This window comes from Exiguobacterium sp. H66, assembly GCF_018618705.1.
In the GTDB taxonomy this organism is placed as follows: Bacteria; Bacillota; Bacilli; order Exiguobacteriales; family Exiguobacteriaceae; genus Exiguobacterium_A; species Exiguobacterium_A oxidotolerans.
The window spans coordinates 497,910-524,351 of the sequence record NZ_JACSMQ010000002.1 but is presented as its reverse complement, the minus strand read 5'-3'; the positions used below and the strand labels follow the sequence as shown (position 1 = coordinate 524,351).

Below are 26,442 nucleotides of genomic sequence, written 5' to 3'. Positions count from 1 at the left end.
AAAGTGGGACAGATTCATGAAAACAACATTTGCTAAACTGACACTCGCAACACTGATCGCCGGTTCGACACTGATTGCCGGAACAGCCGAAGCGGCAACAACAACGGAAACGAAGGTGACGACACAGTACAATGCATTGACACCAGGGATGACGATTGCCCAAGCGGCAAAAGTCATTTACGGAAAAGACTACAAAAAACAATTGACGAAAAAGGGCAGTTCGACCGTCTTGAAACAAAAGGCAGAGGCGACGAGCACGTCACAAGGACAAAAAATGACAAGCTACTCGTTTTATAATAAAAAGTCCCTTTTAGCGCAACCGGTCACGTCACTGATCTTCATGACGAAGAAAAATGATTCAGTCTACCGGCTGACGGTGAAAGGCGTTAACATGTTCCGTGACACGACGACAGGTGTCCGCGAAAGTAAGATGAAGCTTGCGAAGGGTGCAAAAATCAAAACGGGAATGACGGAACAACAACTAGATGCGATTCTTTCAGGAAAAGGACTCGGAGAATGGATGGGACACGTTACGACTGACATGACATCGGTTCAAAGCAAGCAGGAGCTGGAGTTAGGTCTTGGAATTCAAGGGAAGTCAAAAACGTACGTCTTCCCGACAGCAACGAAAACGAATAAACTCGTCATGCTTGATTACAATGCAAAGAAAAAAACATATGTCGTCTCTTGGCAGGAATCACTGTAACGAAGAAAAAAGAGTCTGTAAACCAGGCTCTTTTTTTCATTTTTTTCCGTTTTTGACAAAAAGGGAGTTATTTTTTGTATACTCGACTGTAAGAGTTCTTTTGTTCGACCGATATAAATGAGAACTTATAAGTACGACATAATATGCAAGACAAAAAGGAGAAATGACAGAGTGGAACGCGTCAAAAAGAAACGTAAAGTCAAAAAGCGGTGGACGCCGCTGAAGGTCATGCTGTTGATTGCCTTGGTCCTCGTCGTCGGAATCGGCGGATTCATCGGCTATACATATTACCAGGTCGATCAGACCGTCAAGAAAATTCAGTCACCGGTCAAAAACACAGGCGACGCCGTCGTCGAAAAACAAAAACCGGTTTCGGTTCTATTGCTCGGGGTCGACCAACGTCCAGGCGAACGTGGTCGCAGTGACTCGATCATGGTCATGACACTGAACCCAACCCGAAATGAAAGTCGATTAATTAGTATCCCTCGCGATACGAAAGTCGACATCATCGGTAAAGGAACGAACGATAAAATCAACCATGCCTATTCGTTCGGTGGACCGGAGATGGCAATCAAGACGGTCGAGAACTTCCTCGATATTCCGATTAACTACTACGCGGAAATCAACATGCAAGGCTTTACGTCGCTCGTCGATGCCGTTGGTGGAGTTACGGTAGTCAATGATATTGATTTTGATTATGAGGGTGAAAAATTTGCTGTTGGAAAAATTAATTTAGATGGAGAATCGGCATTGAAATACACACGGATGCGCTATGATGACCCACGGGGTGACTTCGGTCGTCAAATGCGTCAACGTCAGGTCATTGAACAAGTGATTGATAAGTTATCCTCCGATGTCTCAATCAGTAAATTCAATGCAATCATGGATGTCGTCGGGGACAATGCGCAGACGAATGTCTCATTCAAACCGATGCGGACACTCGCCTTCGACTACATGGATGCCTTTAAAAATCAGGAAAACTTGAAGCTTGAAGGAACGGGTGGAAAAGAAGCGGATGGTATTTATTATTGGCATCCGACGGACGATTCGCTTGAACAAACAAAAACAGCATTACGTTATTCGTTAGGACTAGAGTGAATCAAAAAGAGTGAGCCGTTTGTGGCTCACTCTTTTTATTTGCTTAGAGATTTTGTTCAGCAAGGCGGACACGACTGAAGTCAGTGCCATCTTTTGCAAAGCGTTGCAGTCGGTAGGAGTTACTTGTAACGACTGCAGAAGTGTCTGATTCAAGCTGGAGCGGGGCAAGTGTCGCTAACTTGTCATTTGTCACATCGGCTTCAGACCAGTCGATGGCGATGACACGATCATTTTGTAACGTAAAGAAATGATTTCCATAGAAAAGATAATCATTGACGTCGTCACTGAATGTTCGGTCAGGCGCTGCGTAAAGGCTATTCAACTCTGCGCTTGATTTGCCGATAAGGTCAATGAGCGTCTCGGTAACGAAGCTCGTATCGAGATTATCGTTGACCCATGTCAGTAACGTTTCATCTGCAATGGCATCATCTGACAGCTCTTTTGTCGTATCAGCATTTTTGATATAGCCTGTCAATTCGTTAGTCAGTTCAACTTTACTGATCGAGTCGGACGCTTCAAGGATTCGGTAGCCATCCCCGAAGTCAGCTTCGTATAAAACGTCCGTCAAGGCTTCATCGCGGTAGATGTTACTGTTGCGTGTATTAACATAAAGGATGTTTGCTTCCGGTTTATCTTCTGGCTTTTCGTCTGCTTTTTTATCGTCTGTTGTTGATTCTTCGACGGCGACCGGTTGTTCGACTGTCGCGTCCGGTGCAGACGATGTCGGACTTGCGAGATAGTTTGAGTAGACATACGTTCCGGCAGCACCAAGTAAGAAACAAAGAATCAATAAAGCAATCCAGCCCCACGGCAGTTTCCGTTTTGGACGTGGTGGAGCAATCTGTTTCGTTTTTTGACGGCGCGGACTGTTGTCGTCACGTTGTGACCGTGATAACGTCGCAGGTGTTTCCGGCTCGTCATGCTCAAGGGGACCATCTTCAGTAAGAATCGAACGTGCGACGAGCATGCCATAAAAATCCGCCAGACTTTCATGATGTTTGCCGGCTAAAAAGTTTTGCCATTCGTCGACTGTGACTGTGTCCTGCTTAAAAGGAATAAGTGGTGCGTCTCCTGTCAGACGAATCATCGTGTCTGTCAATGACTCGGTCGAAGCGAGACTCGAACGGATTCGTTCATGGAGACGAATGATGTCGTCCTCGGAGTGCGATGTATAGTATTGGAGTGCTTGCAGAGAGCGGTGCATAAAGAAATTCCTCCTATGTAGATTGCCAGTAATTCATGTAAAAAGAAACATGTCATTCTCTATTATACGCAAACTTTTTCAATAAACGTATGTTATTTCCTAAAATAATAGTAACCATTTCCCAATTTTTTGTTATACTGATTCCTAGTTGATAAAAAAGTCACTGCATTAGACAAATAAAGGAGAATAATTAACCCATGAATGAAACGATTAGCTTACAAGAGTTATTTTCAGTTTTACGGAAGTCGCTTTGGCGGATTCTCGCTCTGACAATCGTCGCAGCGGTCATTGCATTTGCCGTCAGTAGCTTCTTGATTAAACCGACCTATCAGGCAGATACACAAATCCTTGTCACACCGAAAAAACAAGAGAACAACGTCATCGATGCGTCACAAGTCCAGTCATCGGTCACGCTCGTCAATACATACCGTGTCATCATCAAGAGTCCAGCAATCTTAGAAAAAGTACAGGCAGAAGTCGATAATGCCCCAACAAGTATCAGCGAACTTAATAACATGATCACCGTCGAAAGTGAACAAAATTCACAGGTCATCAACGTCTCGGTCCAAAGTACAGATGCAGCCCTGGCGTCAAACGTTGCCAATTCAGTCGCGAACGTTTTCAGTGACGACATCACTGAACTGATGAACGTCGATAACGTCAAAGTTTTGTCGGTTTCAGGTATTCCAACGTCACCGGTCAGTCCGAATATTATCTTGAACACGGCGATTGCAGCTGTTGTCGGATTCTTACTCGGAGTCGGTCTTGCGTTCTTACGTGAAGTCCTCGACCGCCGGATTCGGACAGAGGATCAAGTCCAACAAATTCTTGATCTACCGGTCTTAGGCAGTATCCCGGATATCGACAGTAAAGTCTTTAAATCGTCAGCAAAGGCAGCAAAACGAGAGGCGGCAAAACAATATGGCTAAGAAAAGTAAAATGAATAAAGACGCACGGAACTTAATTACGGTCACGCAGCCGAAGTCACCGATTGCTGAGCAATACCGGACGATTCGGACGAATATTGAGTTCATGGCTGTTGATAAAGAGATTCAAGTCATCCTCATTACCTCGGCGACCCAAAGTGAAGGGAAATCGACGACGTCATCGAACCTCGCTGTTGCCTATGCCCAGCAAGGAAAAAAGGTCTTAATCATTGATACCGACATGCGTCGCCCGACGGTTCACTATACGTTTAAAGTCGCGAACGGTCTTGGTTTATCGAGTCTCTTGACACGACAAGCAGAACTTGAAAAAGCAGTCTTGCCAACGAAAGTCGATAACTTATCGATTTTAACAGCAGGTCCAATTCCGCCAAACCCGGCAGAACTCTTGTCATCGCGGTCGATGGAAAACTTGATGTTACAACTCCGTGAAGCGTATGACGTGATCATTTTGGATGCACCGCCATTACTCCAAGTCGCGGATAGCCGGATTACATCGAAATTAACAGATGGTGTTGTGTTAGTCGTCGGTTGTACGACTTCCGATCGCCAACGTGTCTTAAAGGCAAAGGAACAACTCGAACTGGCAGAAGCGAAAATTCTCGGTGTCGTCTTAAACCGTCGTGAACTGACGGATGATTCCGCATACCAATACTACTATTCTTATGAGTGAGGGGTTCAATCATGGTTGATTTGCATTGTCATCTCTTACCACTCGTTGATGATGGTCCGGCGAGTGTCGAACATACATTACAACTCGCAGAACAAGCCGTTGCGGAAGGGGTATCGCAAATCATCGCGACACCACATCTCTATCACCCGCAGTTCGAAACGGAAGACGTCGATGTTCGCTTAACGGTTGCCGAGTTAAACGTCTTACTCAAACAACGCGATATTCCATTGACAGTCTATCCGGGACACGAGATTCGTTTGACGGGAGAGTTGATTGAAGAAATCAAGGATGGAAAAGCGTTACCACTCGCAGATTCACGTTATTTACTGATTGAGTTTCCGTCAAGCGGGATTCCGTCTTATGCGCGGCAAGTCTTCGCCGAATTGATTTCCGACGGCTATATTCCGATCATCGCCCATCCGGAAAAAAATAAAGCGATCATTCAGAATCCCCAATTGTTGTTCGAGTTGATTTCGAACGGGGCAATCAGTCAAGTGACATGTGCGAGCTTAATCGGTAAGTACGGAAAAGACGTTCAACGGTTTGCTGTTGCCTTACTTGAAAACGGCTTAGCTCACCTTGTAGCGTCAGACGCACATCATATCGAGAAACGTCCGTTCTACTGGGAGCAGTGCCGAAAGTATTTGGCGCAAGAACTGGAAGACTGGTTGTACGATGAAGTGTACGAAAACAATGAAGCTGTCTTATTAAATCAGCTTGTGACAATCAATCCACCGAGTCCAGTCGAAAAGAACTGGAAAGGGCAATGGGTTTAAGGTGATATTTGTAAGAGTTAGTAAAGAGAGTGAAATCGCACTCTCTTTTTTCTATGTTACCGCTTACAATATGAAAATATGGAAAACTTTATGGAAATTAAGCATGTTGATGTGTTATCGTAATTTACATAAAGAATGGAATAATAATTATATTATGGAAATATGAAAATAGACCTTAGGAGTGAATTTAATGAAAAGAGTAAAAAAAGCAGTAATTCCAGCAGCAGGACTTGGGACACGTTTTTTACCGGCAACGAAAGCGATGCCGAAAGAAATGTTACCAATCGTCGATAAGCCGACTATTCAATACATAATTGAAGAAGCGATTGAATCGGGGATTGAAGATATCTTAATCATCACTGGAAAAGGAAAACGTGCGATTGAAGATCACTTTGATTCAGTACCAGAACTCGAAGCAAACTTGATTTCAAAAAATAAATCGGAATTATTGTATCTTGTCGAAGAAACAACAAACATCAACATCCATTTCATTCGTCAATCTAAACCGAAAGGACTAGGTGATGCGATTCTTCAAGCAAAAGCATTCATTGGAAATGAGCCATTCGTCGTGATGCTCGGGGATGACATCGTCCAAGCAGACGTTCCATGTACACGTCAGCTGATTGAACAATATGAAATCACGAACAGCTCGATTATTGGTGTGCAACCAGTTGCCGATAAAGATACGCATCGCTACGGCATCGTTGATCCAAGCACAAGTATCTCAGCGCAACTACATAAAGTAAAATCGTTTGTCGAAAAACCTGCACCTGGGACGGCACCATCAAATTTGGCGATCTTAGGACGGTACTTATTGACACCAGAAATCTTTAAATACCTCGAAACACAAGAAGTCGGATCAGGTGGCGAAATTCAATTGACGGACGCAATTACGCGCCTCAATGAGATGCAGCGTGTGTTTGCTTATGAATTTGATGGAAAACGTTACGACGTTGGAGAAAAATTAGGGTTTATTCGGACGACTTTAGAGTTTGCATTAGCTAGAAAAGATTTGGGAGAAGATGTTAAGTTGATTATGGAAGAGTTATTACAAAAACAAACTGTAGAGACCAAGTAATAGGAGGGTTCATAATTGAATCAAGTTGATGAGACTAGCGTAACTTTAATTACTGACATAGAAAATGAACAACACATTGGTAATGACTTATTCACTAATAAAGATAACTTATCTTATGTATTATCTAAGAGGATTTTTGATATTATATTTTCCCTTTTAGCCATAGTATTTTTAGGAATTGCTATTCTGTTAATATATTTATTACTAAAAGTAAGTGATCCAAAAGGAAAAGTATTTTTTTCACAAAGTAGATTCGGTTTGAACAGCAAAAGATTTAAAATGTTTAAGTTTCGTTCAATGGTCTCTGACGCAGAGCAAAGGTTGAAAAGTAATACAAAGTTATATGAAAAGTATCTTATGAATAATTATAAACTTGATCCAGAAGAAGATCCTAGAATGACAAATATGGGAAGGTTTTTGCGTAAATATAGTATCGATGAAATTCCACAATTCTTTAATGTTCTTAAGGGTGAAATGTCAATTGTAGGACCAAGACCCATTGTCGATGAAGAATTATTTAAAGAATATGGGAAAGATAGTTCGTTATTCTTGTCTGTAAAACCTGGTATTACTGGTTATTGGCAAGCTAACGGAAGAAGCAATGTTGGTTATCCAGAAAGAAAAGCAATGGAGTTATTTTACATTAAAAATAAGTCTATAAAGATGGATATATTGATTATTTTCAAAACAGTAAAAAGTATTTTGTTAAAAGAAGGAGCATATTAAAAATGAGTAAAGAAGTACACACAAAAAAATATGATTACTTAATTGTCGGTGCAGGTATATTTGGATCTATATTTGCATATGAAGCTAAAAAAAGAGGAAAAAAAAGCCTTGTGATTGACAAGAGAAATCATATTGCAGGAAATATGTATACAGAAAGTATTGAAGGGATAAATGTACATAAGTATGGCGCTCACATTTTCCATACAAATTCTAAAAATGTATGGGACTATATTAATCAGTTTGCGGAGTTCAATAGATATACTAATGCTCCAGTAGCAATATATAAAAATGAACTGTACAATTTACCTTTCAATATGAATACGTTTAATAAAATGTGGGGCGTAACTACTCCAGAACAAGCAAAATCAAAAATAGAACAAGAGAGAAAAAATTCAAAAATTGAAAAACCAAGTAATTTAGAGGAACAAGCCATTTCCTTAGTGGGAAAAGATATTTATGAAAAACTAATTAAAGGGTACACAGAAAAACAATGGGGTAGAGACGCGAAAGACTTACCATCATTTATTATTAATCGATTACCTGTTAGATTTACTTACGATAACAATTACTTCAATGATAAATATCAAGGAATTCCTATAGGTGGTTATACACAAATTATTGAAAAAATGTTATTAGATATAGAAGTAGAGTTAAATGTAAATTATTTCTCTAATCGTGAACATTACGATAATATTGCTGAAAAAATTGTATTTACTGGAATGATTGATGAATATTATGAATACGAATACGGTATTTTAGATTATCGTAGTTTGAAATTTGAACACGAAAAATTAAGTGTTTCAAACTACCAAGGAAATGCTGTTGTAAACTATACAGAACGAGAAATTCCGTATACGAGAATTATTGAGCATAAACACTTTGAGTATGGTGATCAAGAAAACACCGTAATTACTAAAGAATATCCGGCATCATGGAGTAAAGGTGACGAGCCGTATTATCCAATCAATAATGACAAAAACAATGAACTGTATCGAAAGTATAAAGAGCTTGCAGATCAAGAAAAAGCTGTTATTTTCGGTGGGAGATTAGCGGAATACAAATATTATGATATGCATCAAGTAATTGCAGCAGCTCTGACTAAAGTAAACAAGGAGTTTGAAGAATAAAATTATGAAAACAGAAATTTATGTAGCTACTCATAAACAATATCAAATGCCAAATGATAGTATATATATGCCCATTCATGTGGGTAAAAAGAATAGTCAAAAAGATTTTGGGTATCTTGGTGATGATACCAACTACAATATTTCTGAAAAAAACAGTAAATATTGCGAACTTACTGCTCTATATTGGCTTTGGAAAAATAGTGATGCGGACATAGTTGGTTTAGTGCACTATAGAAGACTTTTCGTTAATAAAAAAGGAAATATTTTGAGTGAGTCAGAAATTAATTCTTTTTTAAACAAAGCTGATATAATTGTAGCTAAAAAAAGAAATTATTATATAGAAACAGTTGAAAGTCATTATTCTAATGCACATTTTAAAAAAGATTTAATTTTACTGAGAGAAGTTTTGGAAAGTGAAGATCGAGTATATTTTGATAACTTAATGAAACAAAGAGAGTTGCATCTATATAATATGGTTATTTGCAAAAAAGACATATTAAATGAATACTGTGAATGGCTATTTCCTATACTAGAAAAACTAGAATTTAAAATAGATACTAAAAATTATGACTCGTATCAAAAAAGAGTAATCGGTTTTTTAGCAGAAAGATTATTTAATGTATGGCTTATGAAAAAGTCTGAAACAATCAACATTATTGAAAAAAAAGTAATTAACCTTGAAAAAGAAAACAAAATTAAAAAAGGATTTAACTTAGTATTGAGAAAATATAAAACTACTAAAGTAAAATAAAAGGGAATTTTAAATGTTAAAAAAAGTAAAAATGATTGATACATTATTGATATTTTTTACGATTGTAATGTTCGTATTTGTGGTGTTAAAAACAAGTTATTTCTTTCATACGTTGTTTTTATTCGCATATGTGTTTTACTTACTTTGGTTGTTTAGCAATTACAAAAAGTTTTTCTTTATCTTCATTTTTATGATTTTGTATATGACATCAAATATATTTGGTGTATATGTAATTGAGATTAATTCGAATATGTATTTAAGTGAAATTGCTAAATTCTCTTCAAACAATAATTCTTTATTTCTACTTATTATTTATCATGTTATATTTTCTGAAGTTTTAAGATTGTTATATTCAAAATCTGAATTTAAATATATCAAGGTAGATTCTAAAAGTGAAGATAATCCGTTTAGAGTCATAAGAATAGTATCGATACTTATTTTTATAATTGTGACAGTATTATATATCAATGTAATTCAAAAGCCATACTTTTTATTGGGAATAGATAGATTTTTATATGAAGAATACTATTTAAATAGTTACATTATAAAAATAAACAACTTCATTTTTTATTTTCTTCCGGTAATAACATGTCTAATTCTTTATAGAAAAAATAAATATGATTTATGGATTGGATATAGTACGATTGCCTTATTTTCTCTGTATTTAATCTGGATAGGACATAAGTTTTCTATGTTGCTGATCATAGGATATTTTGTGCTTCTAGGATTGAATTTTTTAATCAACGACAAAGCTATAAATAAGTATTTAGGACGATTTTTTTTAGTCGTTACATGTCTGTTAATACTAGTAATGGTTCAAAGTAACATTGTATATGGCAGAGATGAAGAAGAAAATTTAGATTACTTAAATGCTCGCTTAGCACAACAAGGACAGCTTTGGTGGGCTCTTTATGGAAAAGAAAACCAACAGGAAACATTAAATAAAAATATAAGTGACGAAACTAAGACGTTTTACAAATTAAAAGATAATGAAGATAATGTAATGAAATCTGGTATGTACAAAATTATGAGAGAAGTAACACCTGAGAATATTTTTTTACAAAAAGTTTTTGTTAAGAAGAGTAGATATGCTTATTCAACTCCAGCATCTCTATATTTTTACTTTGGGGCTATAGGGGCTTTAATTTTTTCAGCATTATCGGCAGTAGTTTATTTTGTTATAATAAAAACTTTAATGAATGCTGTTTTACGTCGTCAATTACTCACAATGATAGTAAGTGGAAGAATGTTGTTTATAAGTCATTTTGTTTTAATGCAATCGGATTTCAACAAATTATTTTCCATAGAAGTACTTTTTATAATATTATTCTTTTCTTTGAAGTATTTGATAAATCTAAGAAAAAAAATGATTTGGGGTAATATGAATGTCTAAGGTATTCAAAAGAAAGTTATATATGTGCTCAACACCTTATCATTTACTATATGCTCTTGTAAAAGAAATTAATCATCAAGATGAAACGTGTATTTACTTATCATCATATGATCATAAAATTATGGATTACTATGAAAAGGTTTTGAAAAGTACATCTTTTGAAAAGATTAACTTTTTTACAAGAAGAAGAAAAAAAATAGAAGACTATTTATTTTTAGGGTTTTTGAAGGATCGCTTAGAATACAAGAAGTTATTTTTGGGAAAGTCAGAAGATGAATTGCTTATCTTTCCTTGGAATATAAATACTTTATATATTCATGTTAACTATTTTTTTAAAAAGCATAGTAATATAAGCTTCATTGAAGATGGAATTACTGCTCATCAAATAAAATCTAAAAAAAAATATTTTACATTTTTAAAAAAATATATTTATCGAATTTCTGACTACAAAGATTATAAAAAAGTTAATAATGTATTTGTTAATGATATTTCTAAATATGACGAAAAAATATTTGGATTGTGTAAAATGCATGAGGAGTCTTTTGAAGGTATTTTTAATTCAATTTCTAATGAAGATAAAGAAAAAATCTTTAACTTGTTTAGTGGAGAAATTTCTTATGAGAAAGAAATAAAAAAAAATTTTAATGGGAAAAGTATAATTATATTAACACAGCCTCTTTCTGAAGATGGATATGAAAAAGAAAGTAGTAAAAAAGAAATTTATAATAAAATTGTTAATAAATACCTTTCTATGGACTATGTGGTATATCTAAAAAAACATCCTAGAGATTTAAGTGAATATGCTGTTGAAAACGATATAAGGGTGACTGTATTAGATAAATTTCTACCATCTGAATTGTTGGCTGTTAGCAATATAGAATTTGATATCGCTTTAGGTATATGTACAAGTGCAATTAATAACATAAATGCAATTGATAAGATAAATTTAAAGCCAGATTATTTTTATAATCGGTAAAAAGGGAGTTATTTTATGAAAAATGAAATAAATTTAAACAACTTAACTATAGGAATGAAGTATAACCCAGTTGTAATTGCTGAAATCGGCATCAATCATGAAGGTGACTTAAATGTAGCTAAACAAATGGTTGATGCAGCACATAAAGCAGGTGCTGAAATTGTAAAGCATCAAACACATGTTGTAGAAGACGAGATGAGTGCAGCCGCTAAAAAAGTAATTCCTGGAAACACAGATGTATCTATTTATGAAGTAATGGAGCGTTGTGCATTAAATGAGGAAGACGAAACAGAACTTAAGCGCTATGTGGAAGAAAAGGGAATGATTTTCATTAGTACGCCTTTTTCACGTGCTGCCGCTGATCGTTTAGAAAGAATGGGCGTTCTTGCGTATAAAATAGGTTCAGGAGAATGTAATAACTATCCTTTAATCGAGCATGTAGCTTCTTTTGGTAAACCGATGATTGTATCGACAGGAATGAATGATATTGAAAGTATTGAAAAAACAGTAGCAATTTTAGAAAAATATAACGTGGAATATGCATTATTACACTGTACCAATGTCTATCCTACGCCGCCACATCTAGTTCGTTTAGGTGGAATGCAAGAACTTCAAGAAAAATTCCCGAATGCAATTATCGGTCTTTCGGATCACACCGTTAATAATAACGCCTGCTTAGCAGCAGTAGCATTGGGTGCTTCAATTTTAGAGCGACATTTTACGGATTCGATGGATCGTCCTGGTCCGGATATCGTTTGTTCAATGGATCCTAATAGTTTGACGGAATTGATTGAAGGAAGTCGCGAAATTTTCCAAATGCGTGGTGGAAAAAAAGAGGCAGCAGCTGAAGAACAAGTAACAATCGACTTTGCTTTCTCTACGGTAGTGGCGATCGCTGATATTGAAGAAGGAGAAGCATTCACGAAAGATAATGTTTGGGTAAAACGACCTGGAACAGGAGAAATTAAGGCTGAACATTATAATGATGTTATCGGTAAAACATCAACTCGTAAAATCTTGAAAGAAGACCACATCAATTGGAATGATCTAAAATAATGAATTCCAAAAAGCTTTTAGCATCTGGAGCCATATACACAGTTAGTAATATTTTTGTTAAAGGTATTAATTTTTTAACAATACCTATTTTTGCGGCAATCATGACTCAAGAAGCATTTGGAGGATTCTCTCTTTACGCTTCTTGGGTTGCAATTTTTTCAATTGTAATAGGACTTCAAACAAACAGTGTAATAAACATAGGAAAGCGGGATTATCCTAATGAATATAATCGTTATTTAAATACTGCTCTATCTATCTCTACTATCTTTTTTGTTATAGTTTTTTGGTTAATCTTTATATTTAAAAATTATTTATCAATTATGTTAAATTTTTCTCCTAATATAATTCTAGTATTATTTATCCAAAGTTATTTGTCATATATCTTCGTTTTCATCAATTCCTATTTTGTATTCGAAGAAAAACCAAAATCTTATTCAGTGGTTGCATTTATATACACACTGTTAAATGTATTACTTTCACTGGTTTTAGTATTGAATTTCGAAAATGATCAAATTGTTGCTAGAATTTACGGAATGTTTATCCCTTCTGCTATCCTTGCAGTAATTTTTTATTTTACTATATACAGTAAAACAAGAATTTTATTAGAAAAAAAATTCGTTTCAGAAATTTTTATTTTATCATTTCCAATTATTTTGCATGGATTAGGAAATCAAATTTTGATGCAATTAGATCGAATCATGATTTCAAGCTTTTTAGGTTTAAAAGCAAATGCACTTTACAGTTTTGGTTATAATGTAGCATTAATATTAAATGTAGTTTGGTCTAGTTTAAATAGTGCTTGGGTACCATGGTATTTTGAACAAGATCGTTTAGGAAATTTCGAAAAGATTAAAGAATTTGCCAAGAACTATATTTATATTTTTACATTTATTACTGTAATATTTTTATTTGTTTCACCTGAAATTGTTCAATTGATGGGGAATGAAATATATGAAAAGAGTAAAAACTTTGTACCTTGGCTTATAGCATCGTACTTTTTAGTGTTCCTATACAGCTTTCCTGTTAACGTCGAATTTTTGAAGAAAAATACTAAATTGATTCCCATTGGAACTTTATTAGCAGGAATAAGTAATTATTTTTTAAATTTAATTATGATTCCTGCTTACGGAATTATGGGAGCTGCAATCGCCACTTTATTCTCATATATGCTGTTATTTGTATTTCATTACATATTGGTAAAGGTTATTTATAAATATAATGATGTACATTTTGGACTTCTTGGAGGAAGTTTTTTATTTATTAGTTGTAATACAGTTTTATGTGTTTATTTTATTGAAAATATCTTATTAAGATATATTTTTATTTTGGTATATTTATTATTAGCATTTATTAAATATAAAAAAAATGAAATTAAGGGGATATATAATTGAAAAAAATAGCCTTTTTAACAGGTACAAGAGCAGATTATGGAAAACTGAAGTCTCTCATGAAAAAAATCAAGCAACATAACAGCTATGAACTTAGTATTTTCGTGACAGGAATGCATATGCTCTCAAAATATGGATCAACTCACATAGAAATTGAGAAAGACGGTTTCTCAGACAGTACCTATAAATTTATCAACCAACATGAGGGCGTTGGAATGGATACAGTTTTAAGTAATACAATCATGGGTTTTGGTAATTATATAAAAGAAGTAAAACCGGATTTAATCATTATTCATGGAGATCGTGTAGAAGCATTGGCCGGTGCAACGGTTGGAGCATTAAACAATGTCAAAGTATTGCATATTGAGGGCGGGGAAGTATCTGGAACAATTGATGAGTCGATTCGACATGCGGTCACTAAATTTTCTCATTTTCACCTTGTGTCTAACGAACAAGCTAAAAATCGCGTGATTCAATTGGGTGAACCAGAAGAATCTATTCATATTTTCGGTTCACCTGATTTAGACGTTATGTTCTCAAATAATTTACCTGAATTAAAAGATGTAAAAGATCATTATGACATACCCTTTGAAGAATACGCTGTCGTGATGTATCATTCTGTCACAACTGAAGTTCACTTGCTAAGTGATAAGGTCAAAGAATTTGTAGACGCGCTAGTCGATTCTAATAAAAACTATATTGTTATTTATCCAAACAATGACGAAGGTAGTTCTATTATTTTAAATGAATATGCTCGTTTAAATAATAATAGTAAGTTTAAAGTATACCCTTCTATCCGTTTTGAGGCGTTTTTGACATTGTTAAAAAATGCAGAGTTTATTATTGGAAATTCTAGTGCAGGAATTCGTGAAGCGAGTGCATATGGAGTTCCCTCTATTGATGTAGGCACTCGTCAAAGTGGTAGATACAGCGATATTGGTACTATTATTTCAACACTTGAAGAAAAGAATATGTTGATTGACTCAATAAATAAAACATCAAAAATTGAAAGATTACCGATTTCACACTATGGAAACGGAAATAGTGCAGATATATTTATTGAAATTCTAGAAAATGGTCATATTTGGGAATCAGAACAACAGAAAAAATTCGTCACGATAGACCTATAAAGGAGAGAATTCAATGTATCAAGGAAAACGGATTTTAGCTGTGATTCCTGCTAGAGGTGGCAGCAAAGGGATTCCTAAAAAAAATCTAAAAATTGTTCAAGGAAAAAGGCTTATTGAGTATACATTGGAGGCTGCTATTACTTCAAAGTATATAGATCATATTTTTGTATCTACTGACGATTTAGAGATAGCTAAAGTTGCCACTTCCAATGGAATCAATGTTCCTGAACTCAGACCTGCGCACCTGGCAACGGATAAATCAAAAACGATTGATGCGATAATGCACACGATTGAATATCTTGATACCCATAAAAACGAGAAATTTGACTATGTTATTCTTCTACAACCCACACAACCATTAAGAACAAATCAGCATATTGATGAATCCATCGAATTGATTATAGATAAAAAATGGAACTCTTTAATAGGAGTATCTCCAGTGAAGGATCATCCTTCACTTATTAGAAGTATTTCTACTGACGTTTTAGAGCCTTTAATCAAACAAACAAGCACTATAAGAAGACAAGATTTTAAAGCTTATTTTAAAGTGAACGGTGCTATTTATATTAATAAAATCAATGGAGACTTTAATTCCAATACGAGTCTCAATGATAATAAACATGCCTATATTATGAGTGATTATGAGGATATCGATATTGATGAGATAAGAGATTTGGAATTATTTGATTTTGTATTAACAAAGAGTAAAAGGGATTAAAATAAGGAGGATTTTTTTTGATTTTAGTAGTCGGTGGAGCAGGTTATATCGGAAGTCATGTTGTAAAAAAACTTTTAGATAGCGGTAAAAATGTAGTTGTTTTAGATAATTTAACAACTGGTCATCGTAATTCAATAGATGCTAGAGCAAATTTTTTAGAAGGAGATATTGGTTCTAATCAAAAATTAGATGAGTTATTCTCAAAATATGAGATTGAATCTGTCATGCACTTTGCTGCAAGTAGTTTAGTAGGCGAATCAGTTGAAAATCCGGCTAAATATTATGAGAACAATGTATCCAATACTTTGACTTTATTGACCAAAATGATGGAGTATAATGTAAAAAAATTCATTTTCTCCTCTACTGCTGCTACTTATGGATTAACAGAAGATGAAATGATTACAGAGAAAACGACTTTAAATCCGATCAATCCTTATGGGCGTTCAAAATTAATGATAGAACAAATCGCTCAAGATTTTCATGAAGCCTATCAACTAAATTACGTAGTATTAAGATATTTCAATGCTGCTGGGGCTGATCCCTCAGGAATAATTGGTGAAAATCATGATCCAGAAACTCACTTAATTCCGCTAGTATTAAAAAATCTACTAGGTGAAAGAGAAAACATCACAATATTTGGAGAAGACTACGATACTTTCGATGGTACTTGTATTCGGGATTACATACATGTTAATGATTTAGCTGATGCACATATCTTATCTCTAGAAGCGCTTTTGGCTAACCACTTCGAAACAAAAGTGTACAATTTAGGGAATGGAAACGGGTATTCAGTTAAAGAGATTATAAATATGTGTGAAAAGGTATCTTCTAAAAAAGCCAATATATTAATTGGGGACAGAAGAGATGGTGATCCTTCTAAATTAGTTGCTGATGCTACGAAAATTAAAAAAGAACTAAATTGGAAACCTTTGTTTAATTTAGAAAAGATAGTTCAACACGCTTGGAACTATCATGTTGAAAAAAAACATTAAAGCAAGTCTCAAATAGTTGATACTTTACTAAAGTTCCTAGTTAGGCTTGTATGTATTTTGATATAGGCTTTCGTTCTTAGGCAATGTTATTAAATGCTGACCGGTGGTACTCCCACTTAAACAAGGTTATTTTCTTAGGATATTAGCGTTTCGAATCTATTTTGTGACAGAGAGTATTCGAATACGGAATAGATCGAAGTTAGAACGTCTATACATGAGACGTTTAATTGATTGATGCTACTTCTACGTATCCGTTATTTTCGACTGATATGCTGCGAAGATGACTGGAAGGCTTTTTTGAGACGGCGGACAAAACAAGCGAATCTTGAATGTGACATGACTTTGGGATTATTAATCAATCGTAGCAGTTCATCACCATCTCGCGCACGTTTTGCGTCTTGGAATCTTTGGATAAAGCAGAATAGGATTGAAAGATCCAAATTCGTAGAACAAGTCGGAACATCTGCGATATTCTTCTCGTTGAATAAAAAGAATACTTATGAATAAATGAATCAGATGACGAAAAGAGATCCAAGCGATAACCATCGCCTGGACCTCTTTTTGCGTTCGATGTTTCAATTCGTTGACCTGCCTCTGAAAAGTGACCGGTTTTGTTTTGTGCATCCTGTATAATTGTCTCATGCAGAAGCACTCAGAATTGGAATTGAGTAATCGGTTATGAGATTATATTCAAGTGGTTTAGAATTTATTGTAATTCAGCGTCTTGTTTGATTTTAAGTGAATGAACCCATTCTTTTTCGCGTACTTCGCACTTTTCGCACCTTGCTTAGAAGAAATCGTCAATGTCTTGATGTCTTCTTCTTCGTTCAACTCCTGAAGATCTGCCATCCGGTCTTTTGACCATTGGTCTTTTGCGACCGTCGAGTAGTTGAAGCTTTCCCACATGATGCCATCGATGTACGGGTACGTATGGTATTTTAATGTCCCGAAGCCCCAGTTTTGAATCAATGAGAGGTCCGCATGTTTCGTCTTGACGCTCTTCAAGAAGTTCGTCATCGCGACTTGCTGCTGCTCAAGGATCTTTGGTTGGTCGGCATGTTCGTTGTCGATGTCGCCGACTGTATCCAAGAAGACACCGTCGAGTCCTTTATTGACGACCTGCTTTTCGACTTCTTGCATGAGGACCGCTTGGTAATGCTTCGAGTTGATGTCCATTAAGTATGAATCCCACTCCGCGTAGTGGACACGTTGTCCATCACGGTGAAAGAAATCTGATTCCTTTAATTGTGCCATCAAGTCTGTGTTCCAGTTGTCGGCTTCCATCGTGTTGATGTAGCCATAGACTTTCGTGCCGTACTTTTGAATTTCTGCGATTTGTTTCGCCGAGTAAAAGACCGGTTCGATGATCATGACATCATACTTTTGCATCTTCTTGATTTTTGATTTCGTCGGTGCATCATAGTAGACCTTATACGAGCTGACGGAATCGAGTGGATTCGTTGATTGAGCTTTGCCCGTGATTGGTGTCATTAGTAACACTCCTAAAAAAAGAATGCACAAAAAAGACGTCACGCGTTTGAGTGAGATAATACCCATGGTTAGTAGCCTCCTGATTTTTTATCAGAGAGCGGCTGCGGCATTGCAGACTGGCGATCGGTATCCGAAGATCGACGACCCATGTCTTTGCGCCCTTACTTTTCAGTAAGTTTGCCCTTCTCGATATTTAGTTGTAATTGCCTGTTTGACTAAATCTTACCACTGCTAACAAAAATGTAAATAACTATTTTAAGGAGAGTGTGCCATGATTTACACACAGCATAGAAATACAGTCAAATGGATAGAAATGCTAGCTAGTATTTTACTTATCGGTATTTTTGACTATATGTTTAGCCTTTCGGTCTCGAATTGGGCAATTGATCCGTTAATCTTTTATATTTTATTGTTCGCCCTCCGCTATGGTCTGCTCGGGGCGTTCGTCAGTTTCACGATGACGATGCTGTACCACCTGTTTTTCCTGTCGGTCGAAGGATCAGACATTCTCTTATTTTTATACGACCGGACGGAGCTGAGCTGGATCATCTTCCACTTCCTCGTCGCGATGGTCTGCGGGATTTTCAGTACCTCGTTCCAGGAACGGTACTTGTCGTTACGGCTCCGCCACGAAGAAGTCGTCGAAGAAAACAACCACTTGCTCGAGACGGTCGAAAAGCTCCGGCTGTCGCAGTCGACGATGCAAAAGAAGGTCCTCGACTCGGATCATACATTAACGAAAATCTACCAAGTCGGACTCGAGCTCGACCAAACGGCGGCCGACATCGTCCGCGATCGCCTCGTCGATGTCTTGAAACGTTCGTTCAAGGCAGAGAATCTTGCCATCTATCACGTCGATGCGTCAAAACGGACGTTACGACTTCACGTCCGGTTCGGTGAGAAAGAGGTCTTGCCGCAAACACTATTCATCGATCCGTCGACCGGCATCTACCAACGGATGTTCAAGACGAATGCGATCTCAATCCGAACGATGGACGAGACGGACGTCCCGTTACTGATCGCACCGATCCGCTACGACGGGAAGATTCAGGAAGTCGTCGTCATCCAGGCGATCGACTTTAACCGCCTGACGAGTTACGAGATGAACATCATGCAGTTGATTCTCGACTGGACCGGGACACGAATCGAAAAAGCGTTGACGATGGAATGGAATGCATCGCGTGGTGATTTGATTGAAGGAACACGGATTTATCAAATCGAGCCATTCAATAAGAAGGTTGCACTCCAACAACACCGGGCTGAACATTACGATCAACCCTACAGTACGGTCGTCTTGCCGGTCGAACAGGTCCGACTGTCGTTGATTGAAATGGAATTAATCTTACGCCAGTCGATGCGGGAAATCGACATCATCGGCTATGACGAGACGAATCAAATGCTCCACTTCCTCTTACCGGGAACACCGCAAGAGAACGCTGAAGGATTCAAGCAACGGATTAAAGAGTTGTTCGCACGAAAAGGAGGGAATCTTGGATGATGATGTTCTTCGTCCTGTTATTTTTCCTGATTCATGCCGTCATCGTCTTCCTCGTCACGAAACTGATCACGGTACGGATGGATCCGGCACAGCGTGGTCTCGTCAAATGGATCGCGCTGATTTGTTATTTCGTCCCGCTGCTCGGTGAACTGTTCGGTCTCGTCAGTTGGCTGATCGCAAGACGATACGCGTCAGACAAGACGTTGCTCGACTACGATGACTACATCGAGTTCGACGTCGTCAACCTCGAAGGACTGCAACAACAGGCGGCCGACAACATCGATTTGGTGCCGATGGGCGAAGCGATGGCGATGGACGCGAAGGAACGGAAACAATCGATCGTCCGTTTGACGACGACATCGATTGCCGACTCCGGGAAGTACCTCCAGTTCGGGCTCGACCATGCCGACTCGGAGACGGTCCACTACGCGGCGACGGTCCGCAATACGTTATATGACCGGTACGAAGCGACGATTAAAAGTCGCGAGGAACAACTTAATCCGGGGCATGTCACGACGTATTACCACGTGATTGACGCCTTCGAAGCCTTCATCGAAAGTGGACTGCTCGACGACAGCATGCAAAAACGGATCTTTGATCGGTTCGGATCGTACTTACAAGACATGCGGATTCAGTATCCGACGGACGCGACGTGCTTGAAGGCGTGCGGCAAGCTCGCACTCGCAAAAGGCGACGTCGCGGACGGACTCGGCTACTATGAACGCTTGATCATGCACTACCCGGAGCAAGCGGACGGCTACATGCTGGCGATCGAATATCACTTCACGAGAGGGGACTGGACGAAGCTGGCCCCGCTCGTGACACAACTAAAAACACACGTCGCACCGGACGACATTCCGGACGACAAACGCTACATTTTGGACCGGCTGGAAGGAGTGGAACTATGAAAAAATCAATCACGACCTACGTCGTCGCCGTCTTTGCGATTCTGCTCGTCACGATCGGCGTCGTCCAGTTGTTACGTCTTGATTATGGACATCGCCTGATTCCGACCGAGGAGACGCAACAAAAGACGTTTCAGACGATGTCGGGCAAGGAGGGACAGATGGACGGACAACCGTTACAAGTCTATATCCATCAGGATAAAGGCGAGCTCTCAAAAAGTGTCTTGACGAACTTTAAATATGCACTGAAGTATGCGAAAGTTCCATATACGAATATCTCAATCAAAGAAATCGAACAATTGAAGCCGTCCGAGCGGACCGTGCTCGTTTTGTCCGGCGAACATTCGCGTGACTGGCCGTACGAGACGATTCGTCAATTCGTCAAAGACGGCGGGCGGCTCTACATCGCAGGACGCTTCATCAATCAGGACTGGGCGGAGCTCGTCGGGGTGAAACAGTTCGGTGATTTCAAAGACGACATCTACGGGTTGACCTTCAAAGAAGAGATCTTCCCGGGATTCATCGATTTACCGGACTCGACGAACTTGTTCTCCCACAGCATCGCCGACGTCGAGCTGCTACCAAAGGCTGACGTCAAAATCACGGCGTCCGGTGAACCGATTCTTTGGACATCAGCGTACGGCAAGGGAACAGTCCTGTTCTGGAACACGACGTCGCTTGCGGAGAAAAACTCACGCGGACTGATGCTTCAGACCTTAGCATTGATGTTCCCGTCGTTTGTCAGCCAACAAGTGGCAATCAAGGTCGCCCATCTGGACGACTTCCCGTCACCGGTCCCCGGCAATACGAACGCCGCAATCGAGAAGACCTACAACCGGACGATCAAGGAGTTCTTTAAAGAAATCTGGTGGCGTGACATGAAACGAATCGCCGACGAACAAGATGTCACCTATACCGGCTTTCTCATCGGCAGCTATAAGAATACGACAGAAGAGACGACGGACGACTTGTCGGAAAAAATCCGCACGCCGATGCTCAACTATGGGCGGGGCCTGCTGAAGATGGGCGGTGAAATCGGACTGCACGGCTTCAATCACCAGCCCCTCGTCGTCGCCGGTGAGACGCTTGATCCGAACCTCGGTTATGTCCCGTGGAAGAATCAGGACGAGATGGAGAGTGCGTTAAAGAAGGTCATCGGGACGCACGATTATTACTTCCCGAACGAGTCGATTCAAAGTTATGTCCCACCGTCGAACATCATCAACGAGACGGGTTTGACGGCACTCAATGATGTCTTTAAAGACAAGTTGATCGTCGCCTCGCTCTACTCAGGAGATCCGTCGATGGGCAGCTACATCCAAGAGTTCGGACCGGACCCGGTCCATCAAAATCTGTACAACTTCCCGCGAATCTCGAGCGGTTACAACGAGACGGCAGAAGATACGTTCGTCATGGCGGACGCCGTCGCGAACTTCGGTATGTTCAGCCACTTCATCCACCCGGATGACGTGCTCGACGAAGACCGGTCGAAAGGGAAGGGCTGGGCAGAAATGGAGAAGACGATGGAAGCGATGTTCCGCGACGTCAAGACGATGTATCCGTACCTCGAGAGCTTGACCCAGTACGAAGCGTATGAAAAATACGTCCAGTACCAACAGTCGGACATCAACGTCACCTATACGGACAAGACGATTGAAATCAACGGGACGAACATGTTGAATCCATCGGTCATGCTCGTCCGTATCGCTCCGGGGCACCACCTCAAGACGGGGACGTTCGATTTCGGAACGGTTCGCGCGCTTGCAGGCGAGACGTTGTATCAAGTCACGTTGACGAAAGCAACGGTCACGCTACCGATTGAGGAGGGGACAGAATGAAGATTGGTCTAGTCGTCGAAGGGAGCTACCCCTACGTCAGCGGCGGTGTCGCGAGCTGGGTCCACATGGTGATCCAGCAGATGCCGATGCATCAGTTCGAAATCATCGCCATCACACCGACGCAACTGACGGAAGCGGATTATAAATACAACTTACCGGACAACGTGGCGGGTGTGACGAACCTCTCACTCGATCTCAAATACGACCGTCCGAAACCGAAGCACGTCCTGTCGGCAGAACAAGGGCGATTGATTCAACAATGGATGACGTTCCAGCACGTCGAAGCACCGGTCTTCCCGATCTTCGAACAAGCGATCGGGACGTCGGAACACTTCTTCGCGAGCCGGCTCTTCTTCGAGCTCGTCAAGACGAGTTACGAGACGGAAAAACAATCCGGCTCCTTCATCGACTACCTCTGGATGTGGCGGAGCATGTATACGCCGGTCCTCGAGTTACTGCAGGCGGAGTTACCGCAAGTCGACTTGATTCACTCGGCGTCGACCGGATATGCCGGACTCGTCGCAAGTGCGATCAAACAACGCCAAGGCGTGCCGTACATCTTGACGGAGCACGGCATCTACTCGCGGGAGCGGGAAGAGGAGCTGTTGCAAGCGACGTGGATTCCGGTCGAATACCGGGCACACTGGATTCGCTTCTTCCACCATTTGTCGGCGGAAGCTTATCAGGAAGCGGATGACGTCATCACGCTGTTCGACCGCAACGGCGAACTGCAACAGGAACTCGGGGCACCTGCGGCGAAGCTGCGGATCATCCCGAACGGTATCGATGCCGTCCGTCTGTCGAGTTTACCGGTCGTCGAGAAGGGACCGATCCTGAAGATTGGTGCCATCGTCCGCGTCGTCCCGATCAAGGACATCAAGACGATGATTCATGCGGCGAAGGTCCTGCAAGAGATGGACGTCGCGTTCGAGCTGACGATCATGGGACCGCTCGACGAGGACGAGGAATATGCGACCGAGTGCCAACAGTTGATCGAGCAGTTCGAACTTGATCCGTATGTGACGCTCGCCGGCAAGGTCGACATCGCAGCCTACTTGCCGACGTTTGACGTCTGCTTGTTGACGAGCATCTCGGAAGGACAACCGCTCGCCGTCCTCGAAGGCATGGCAGCCGGTGTCCCGTGGATCGTGACCGATGTCGGAGCTTGCTCCGAATTGATTAACGGACGCGAAGACGACCCTTACGGACCAGCCGGTTTCGTCGTCCCGCCGGTCAATCCCGGACGGATCGCCGAGCGCTGTGCCTGGTTCGCTACGCATCGCGCGGATGCGAAAAAACTCGGGGAGAACGGCAAAAAACGGGCCTTGAAATACTATCAGACACATCAGTTCATCGCCGAGTATGTGGCACTTTATGAAGAAAGGGGGCTGGCATATGGCGGGCATCGGGTTTAAGCTCCAAAAGCTGTTCCAGGAAGATTATTTTTCAGCACGTCTGAAGGCGTACGCCTTCGCAGGGCTCGTCACATCCGGTCCCTGGTTGATCGTCATCGTCACGATCGCCTTGACGCAGTGGTTGACGACGTACTTATCGATTGCTTCGTTCGAGGAACGGACGACGTTCAACTTGACGATTTCCTACTGCTTCATCTTTTCACAAGTCATCCTCGGGATTCAGCAACTCGTCGTCACGCGGTATCTCGCCGATTGTTTTTATGAGAAGCGTTACAAGGAAATCTTCCCGACGTTCATCGGGATGACGAAGATGACGATCGCGATTGCCGCCGTCTTCTACGTGATTTTCCTGACGTTCTCCGAGTTGCCGTTCCTGTCGAACTTGTTAATTTTGATTCTCTTTTTGACGATCAACCTGATTTGGGTGCAGTTCTTATTCCTGAGTGCGGCGAAGTTTTATCAAGCCGTCGCCTACAGCTTTTTAGGGGGAGCGGCAGTGTCGATCATCTCCGTCCTCTTGATTGACCGCTTCTTAATGCCGTACTTGACGGCACCGTTCGCGACGAGCATGGCGTTGACGGCAGGCTTTACGCTCGGGATGCTCGTGACGTTGTTCGGTCTGTTCACGGCGATGTTATTGACATTCCCGAACCGGGAGACGAAAGATCCGTTTAGTTACCTCAGTTACTTCGACCGGCATCCGGCACTGTTTTGGACGAGCTTCCTCTACAACATCGGCGTCTGGGTCAGCAACTGGGTGATTTGGTTCTCGGAAGGCGGAGCCGTCCATCTCGGGACGTTCCGGTATCACCCCGTCTACGATACGGCGATCTTCCTCTCGTACTTGACGGTCATCCCGACGATGACGATCTTCGTCATCTCCGTCGAGACCCGTTTTTACGAGCGCTACCGTGTCTTTTACGGTTACGTCAATGAAGGCGGGACGCTCCAGCAAATCAATAAGGCGAAGGCGGCGATGTTGCTGATTTTACGGCAAGAGCTCCAGCGGCTCGTCCGCAATCAGGGACTGTTCACGCTGTTCGTCCTGATTTTTGCCTCGACCTTGCTCAGTAGTCTCGCCTTGTCGAAGGAGACGATCAGCATCTTCCAGATGACGACGATCGGTGCCTTCTCGAACGCGATGGTCCTCGTCTTGACGCTACTGTTGCTTTATTTCGAAGATCAGCGCGGGGCCTGTATCACGTCACTGCTGTTCTTCGCCGTCAACGGCGTCTTCGCGGTTGCGTTAGCACCGTTCGGATATGACGGATACGGTCTGAGCTTCGCGTTAGGGTCGACGGTGACGTTCGCCTACGCCTTGATCCGCTTGATTCAGTACGTCAATGAGATCGATTACCATACGTTTTGCCGCTATGAGCCGCGCCAGCGGTCAACCCGCTTCACCCGCGTCGGGGAACGGTTGAACCGGCGCTCGGCCTAAAAAAAATCCTGAATCCGAGTAGCGAGATGCTACTTCGGTTCAGGATTTTTTTGTGGACGGTCATCAGCGGCGGTTCATTTCACGCGGATAGCCTTCCGGGTTTTGTGACTGCCAGCGCCAAGCGTCCTGGCACATGTCATATAACGTTTTTTCAGCTTTCCAGCCGAGGAGGCGTTCGGCTTTTGACGCATCCGCGTAACAGGCGGCGACGTCACCCGGACGACGGTCGACGAACTTGCGTTTGACGTCGATGCCGGTCGCTGACTCGAACGTCGTCACTAAGTCGAGAACGCTTGAGCCGGTCCCTGTCCCGAGGTTAAACGCTTCGATGCCTTGGTGCTTATACTCGAGTGCTTTGAGGTGCCCTTTTGCGAGATCGACGACGTGGATGTAATCCCGAATCCCGGTTCCGTCCGGTGTCTCGTAATCCTGTCCGTAGACGCTGAGTTCATCCAAACGTCCGGCTGCGACTTGCGTGACGTACGGCATCAAGTTGTTCGGGATGCCGTTCGGGTCTTCTCCGATCAATCCACTGATATCGGCACCGATTGGATTGAAGTACCGTAACAGGGAAATCTCCCAGTCCGTGTCGGACGCCGCGACGTCTTCAAGCATCTGTTCAATCATCAATTTCGTCGCGCCGTACGGATTTGTCGTCGAGCGTGGCGCCGACTCGTCAATCGGTGTCGTTTCCGGCACACCATAGACGGTCGCGGATGAACTGAAGACGAGTTTTTTGACGTTGTGTCGCGCCATGACCTCAAACAAGACGAGTGAACTGACGAGATTGTTCTTATAGTACGACAGCGGTAAGGCGACAGACTCACCGACGGCTTTCAAACCGGCGAAGTGAATGACGGCTTCGATGTCATGCTGCGTAAAGATTTGTTCGAGCGCGTTCATGTCCATCACGTCGTTTTCATAAAACGTGACCGGTTTTCCCGCGAGCTGCTCGATTCGGTCGAGAGCGATTTTTTGACTGTTGCTCAAGTTGTCGATGACGACGACTTCATATCCTGCTTGGAGCAGTTCAAGACACGTGTGGCTACCGATATAACCGGCGCCTCCTGTTACTAAGATTTCCATAAAGATTCTCCTTTTTGTTACAATTATTGGAT

General features: G+C 40.9%; 24 protein-coding genes and 1 riboswitch. Of the genes, 21 read left to right on the top strand and 3 right to left on the bottom strand.

Annotated features, from left to right (window positions below; all coding sequences use genetic code 11):
* The first annotated feature begins 16 nt into the window (after positions 1-16).
* The gene (locus KNP88_RS05890) at positions 17-706 is read left to right on the top strand and encodes a hypothetical protein (RefSeq protein WP_214892801.1); all 690 of its coding nucleotides are present in this window, start codon (positions 17-19) and stop codon (positions 704-706) included.
* A gap of 171 nt (positions 707-877) precedes the next feature.
* Positions 878-1,804 (top strand): LCP family glycopolymer transferase, encoded by a 927-nt coding sequence (locus tag KNP88_RS05885; protein ID WP_214892798.1) that lies wholly within the window; start codon positions 878-880, stop codon positions 1,802-1,804.
* Positions 1,805-1,847: 43 nt separating this feature from the next.
* On the opposite strand, the gene KNP88_RS05880 is transcribed toward KNP88_RS05885, so the two are convergent.
* Positions 1,848-3,008 carry a hypothetical protein gene (locus KNP88_RS05880; RefSeq protein WP_214892795.1) on the bottom strand — a complete coding sequence of 387 codons (1,161 nt, stop codon included), beginning with the start codon at positions 3,006-3,008 and terminating at the stop codon, positions 1,848-1,850.
* 197 nt (positions 3,009-3,205) lie between these two features.
* On the opposite strand from KNP88_RS05880, the gene KNP88_RS05875 reads away from it, so the two are divergent.
* The 14 genes from KNP88_RS05875 (at position 3,206) to galE (KNP88_RS05810) (ending at position 16,736) form a co-directional block, all read left to right on the top strand.
* A complete protein-coding gene (locus tag KNP88_RS05875) occupies positions 3,206-3,937 on the top strand; it encodes a YveK family protein (RefSeq protein ID WP_214892792.1) in 732 nt (243 codons plus the stop codon).
* Positions 3,930-4,625, top strand: coding sequence for a CpsD/CapB family tyrosine-protein kinase (locus tag KNP88_RS05870; RefSeq protein ID WP_214892789.1), 696 nt, complete (start codon positions 3,930-3,932; stop codon positions 4,623-4,625). The genes KNP88_RS05875 and KNP88_RS05870 overlap by 8 nt, the downstream gene beginning before the upstream one ends.
* A gap of 11 nt (positions 4,626-4,636) precedes the next feature.
* Positions 4,637-5,401: a tyrosine-protein phosphatase gene (locus tag KNP88_RS05865; protein ID WP_214892786.1), complete on the top strand. Its 765-nt coding sequence runs from the start codon at positions 4,637-4,639 to the stop codon at positions 5,399-5,401.
* Between the two features lie 190 nt (positions 5,402-5,591).
* A complete protein-coding gene (gene galU / locus KNP88_RS05860; protein ID WP_214766968.1) occupies positions 5,592-6,479 on the top strand; it encodes a UTP--glucose-1-phosphate uridylyltransferase GalU in 888 nt (295 codons plus the stop codon).
* A gap of 57 nt (positions 6,480-6,536) precedes the next feature.
* Entirely contained in the window at positions 6,537-7,205 is a 669-nt protein-coding gene (locus tag KNP88_RS05855) for a sugar transferase (RefSeq protein ID WP_483297875.1), read from the top strand.
* Positions 7,206-7,207: 2 nt separating this feature from the next.
* Positions 7,208-8,332 (top strand): UDP-galactopyranose mutase, encoded by a 1,125-nt coding sequence (glf, locus tag KNP88_RS05850; protein ID WP_214892784.1) that lies wholly within the window; start codon positions 7,208-7,210, stop codon positions 8,330-8,332.
* A 4-nt stretch (positions 8,333-8,336) separates the two neighbouring features.
* Entirely contained in the window at positions 8,337-9,083 is a 747-nt protein-coding gene (locus tag KNP88_RS05845) for a DUF4422 domain-containing protein (protein WP_214803665.1), read from the top strand.
* Between the two features lie 13 nt (positions 9,084-9,096).
* Positions 9,097-10,476, top strand: a complete 1,380-nt coding sequence (locus KNP88_RS05840) for a DUF6418 domain-containing protein (protein ID WP_214803663.1) — start codon at positions 9,097-9,099, stop codon at positions 10,474-10,476.
* Positions 10,469-11,452, top strand: a complete 984-nt coding sequence (locus KNP88_RS05835; RefSeq protein ID WP_214803660.1) for a glycosyltransferase family 52 — start codon at positions 10,469-10,471, stop codon at positions 11,450-11,452. Before KNP88_RS05840 ends, KNP88_RS05835 begins: the two co-directional genes overlap by 8 nt.
* 15 nt (positions 11,453-11,467) lie before the next feature.
* A complete protein-coding gene (gene neuB, locus KNP88_RS05830) occupies positions 11,468-12,508 on the top strand; it encodes an N-acetylneuraminate synthase (RefSeq protein ID WP_214892781.1) in 1,041 nt (346 codons plus the stop codon).
* Positions 12,508-13,899, top strand: a complete 1,392-nt coding sequence (locus KNP88_RS05825; RefSeq protein ID WP_214892779.1) for a lipopolysaccharide biosynthesis protein — start codon at positions 12,508-12,510, stop codon at positions 13,897-13,899. Before neuB ends, KNP88_RS05825 begins: the two co-directional genes overlap by 1 nt.
* Positions 13,896-15,026: a UDP-N-acetylglucosamine 2-epimerase gene (neuC, locus tag KNP88_RS05820; RefSeq protein WP_214892777.1), complete on the top strand. Its 1,131-nt coding sequence runs from the start codon at positions 13,896-13,898 to the stop codon at positions 15,024-15,026. Before KNP88_RS05825 ends, neuC begins: the two co-directional genes overlap by 4 nt.
* Positions 15,027-15,039: 13 nt before the next feature.
* On the top strand, positions 15,040-15,744 hold the full coding sequence (locus KNP88_RS05815; RefSeq protein ID WP_214892775.1) for an acylneuraminate cytidylyltransferase family protein: 705 nt from the start codon (positions 15,040-15,042) through the stop codon (positions 15,742-15,744).
* A 17-nt stretch (positions 15,745-15,761) separates the two neighbouring features.
* Positions 15,762-16,736, top strand: coding sequence for a UDP-glucose 4-epimerase GalE (gene galE / locus KNP88_RS05810; RefSeq protein ID WP_214892773.1), 975 nt, complete (start codon positions 15,762-15,764; stop codon positions 16,734-16,736).
* Between the two features lie 699 nt (positions 16,737-17,435).
* Here the strand turns inward: galE (KNP88_RS05810) and KNP88_RS05805 are convergent.
* Positions 17,436-18,227, bottom strand: coding sequence for a glycoside hydrolase family 191 protein (locus KNP88_RS05805; RefSeq protein ID WP_251132214.1), 792 nt, complete (start codon positions 18,225-18,227; stop codon positions 17,436-17,438).
* Between the two features lie 107 nt (positions 18,228-18,334).
* Positions 18,335-18,419, bottom strand: a riboswitch (cyclic di-GMP riboswitch).
* Between the two features lie 79 nt (positions 18,420-18,498).
* On the opposite strand from KNP88_RS05805, the gene KNP88_RS05800 reads away from it, so the two are divergent.
* From KNP88_RS05800 to pelG, 5 genes are read left to right on the top strand one after another with little or no spacing between them, the layout of a single operon-like run.
* Positions 18,499-19,725 carry a hypothetical protein gene (locus KNP88_RS05800; protein ID WP_214846242.1) on the top strand — a complete coding sequence of 409 codons (1,227 nt, stop codon included), beginning with the start codon at positions 18,499-18,501 and terminating at the stop codon, positions 19,723-19,725.
* A complete protein-coding gene (locus KNP88_RS05795) occupies positions 19,722-20,633 on the top strand; it encodes a hypothetical protein (protein WP_214892771.1) in 912 nt (303 codons plus the stop codon). The genes KNP88_RS05800 and KNP88_RS05795 overlap by 4 nt, the downstream gene beginning before the upstream one ends.
* Positions 20,630-22,468, top strand: a complete 1,839-nt coding sequence (locus tag KNP88_RS05790) for a DUF2194 domain-containing protein (protein WP_214892769.1) — start codon at positions 20,630-20,632, stop codon at positions 22,466-22,468. The genes KNP88_RS05795 and KNP88_RS05790 overlap by 4 nt, the downstream gene beginning before the upstream one ends.
* The gene (pelF, locus tag KNP88_RS05785; protein ID WP_214892767.1) at positions 22,465-23,883 is read left to right on the top strand and encodes a GT4 family glycosyltransferase PelF; all 1,419 of its coding nucleotides are present in this window, start codon (positions 22,465-22,467) and stop codon (positions 23,881-23,883) included. The genes KNP88_RS05790 and pelF overlap by 4 nt, the downstream gene beginning before the upstream one ends.
* On the top strand, positions 23,864-25,324 hold the full coding sequence (pelG, locus tag KNP88_RS05780; RefSeq protein WP_214846234.1) for an exopolysaccharide Pel transporter PelG: 1,461 nt from the start codon (positions 23,864-23,866) through the stop codon (positions 25,322-25,324). The genes pelF and pelG overlap by 20 nt, the downstream gene beginning before the upstream one ends.
* Before the next feature lie 63 nt (positions 25,325-25,387).
* Here the strand turns inward: pelG and galE (KNP88_RS05775) are convergent, their stop codons facing one another.
* Complete coding sequence (gene galE / locus KNP88_RS05775) at positions 25,388-26,410, bottom strand: UDP-glucose 4-epimerase GalE (RefSeq protein ID WP_088837912.1); 1,023 nt, start codon at positions 26,408-26,410, stop codon at positions 25,388-25,390.
* Positions 26,411-26,442: the final 32 nt, after the last annotated feature.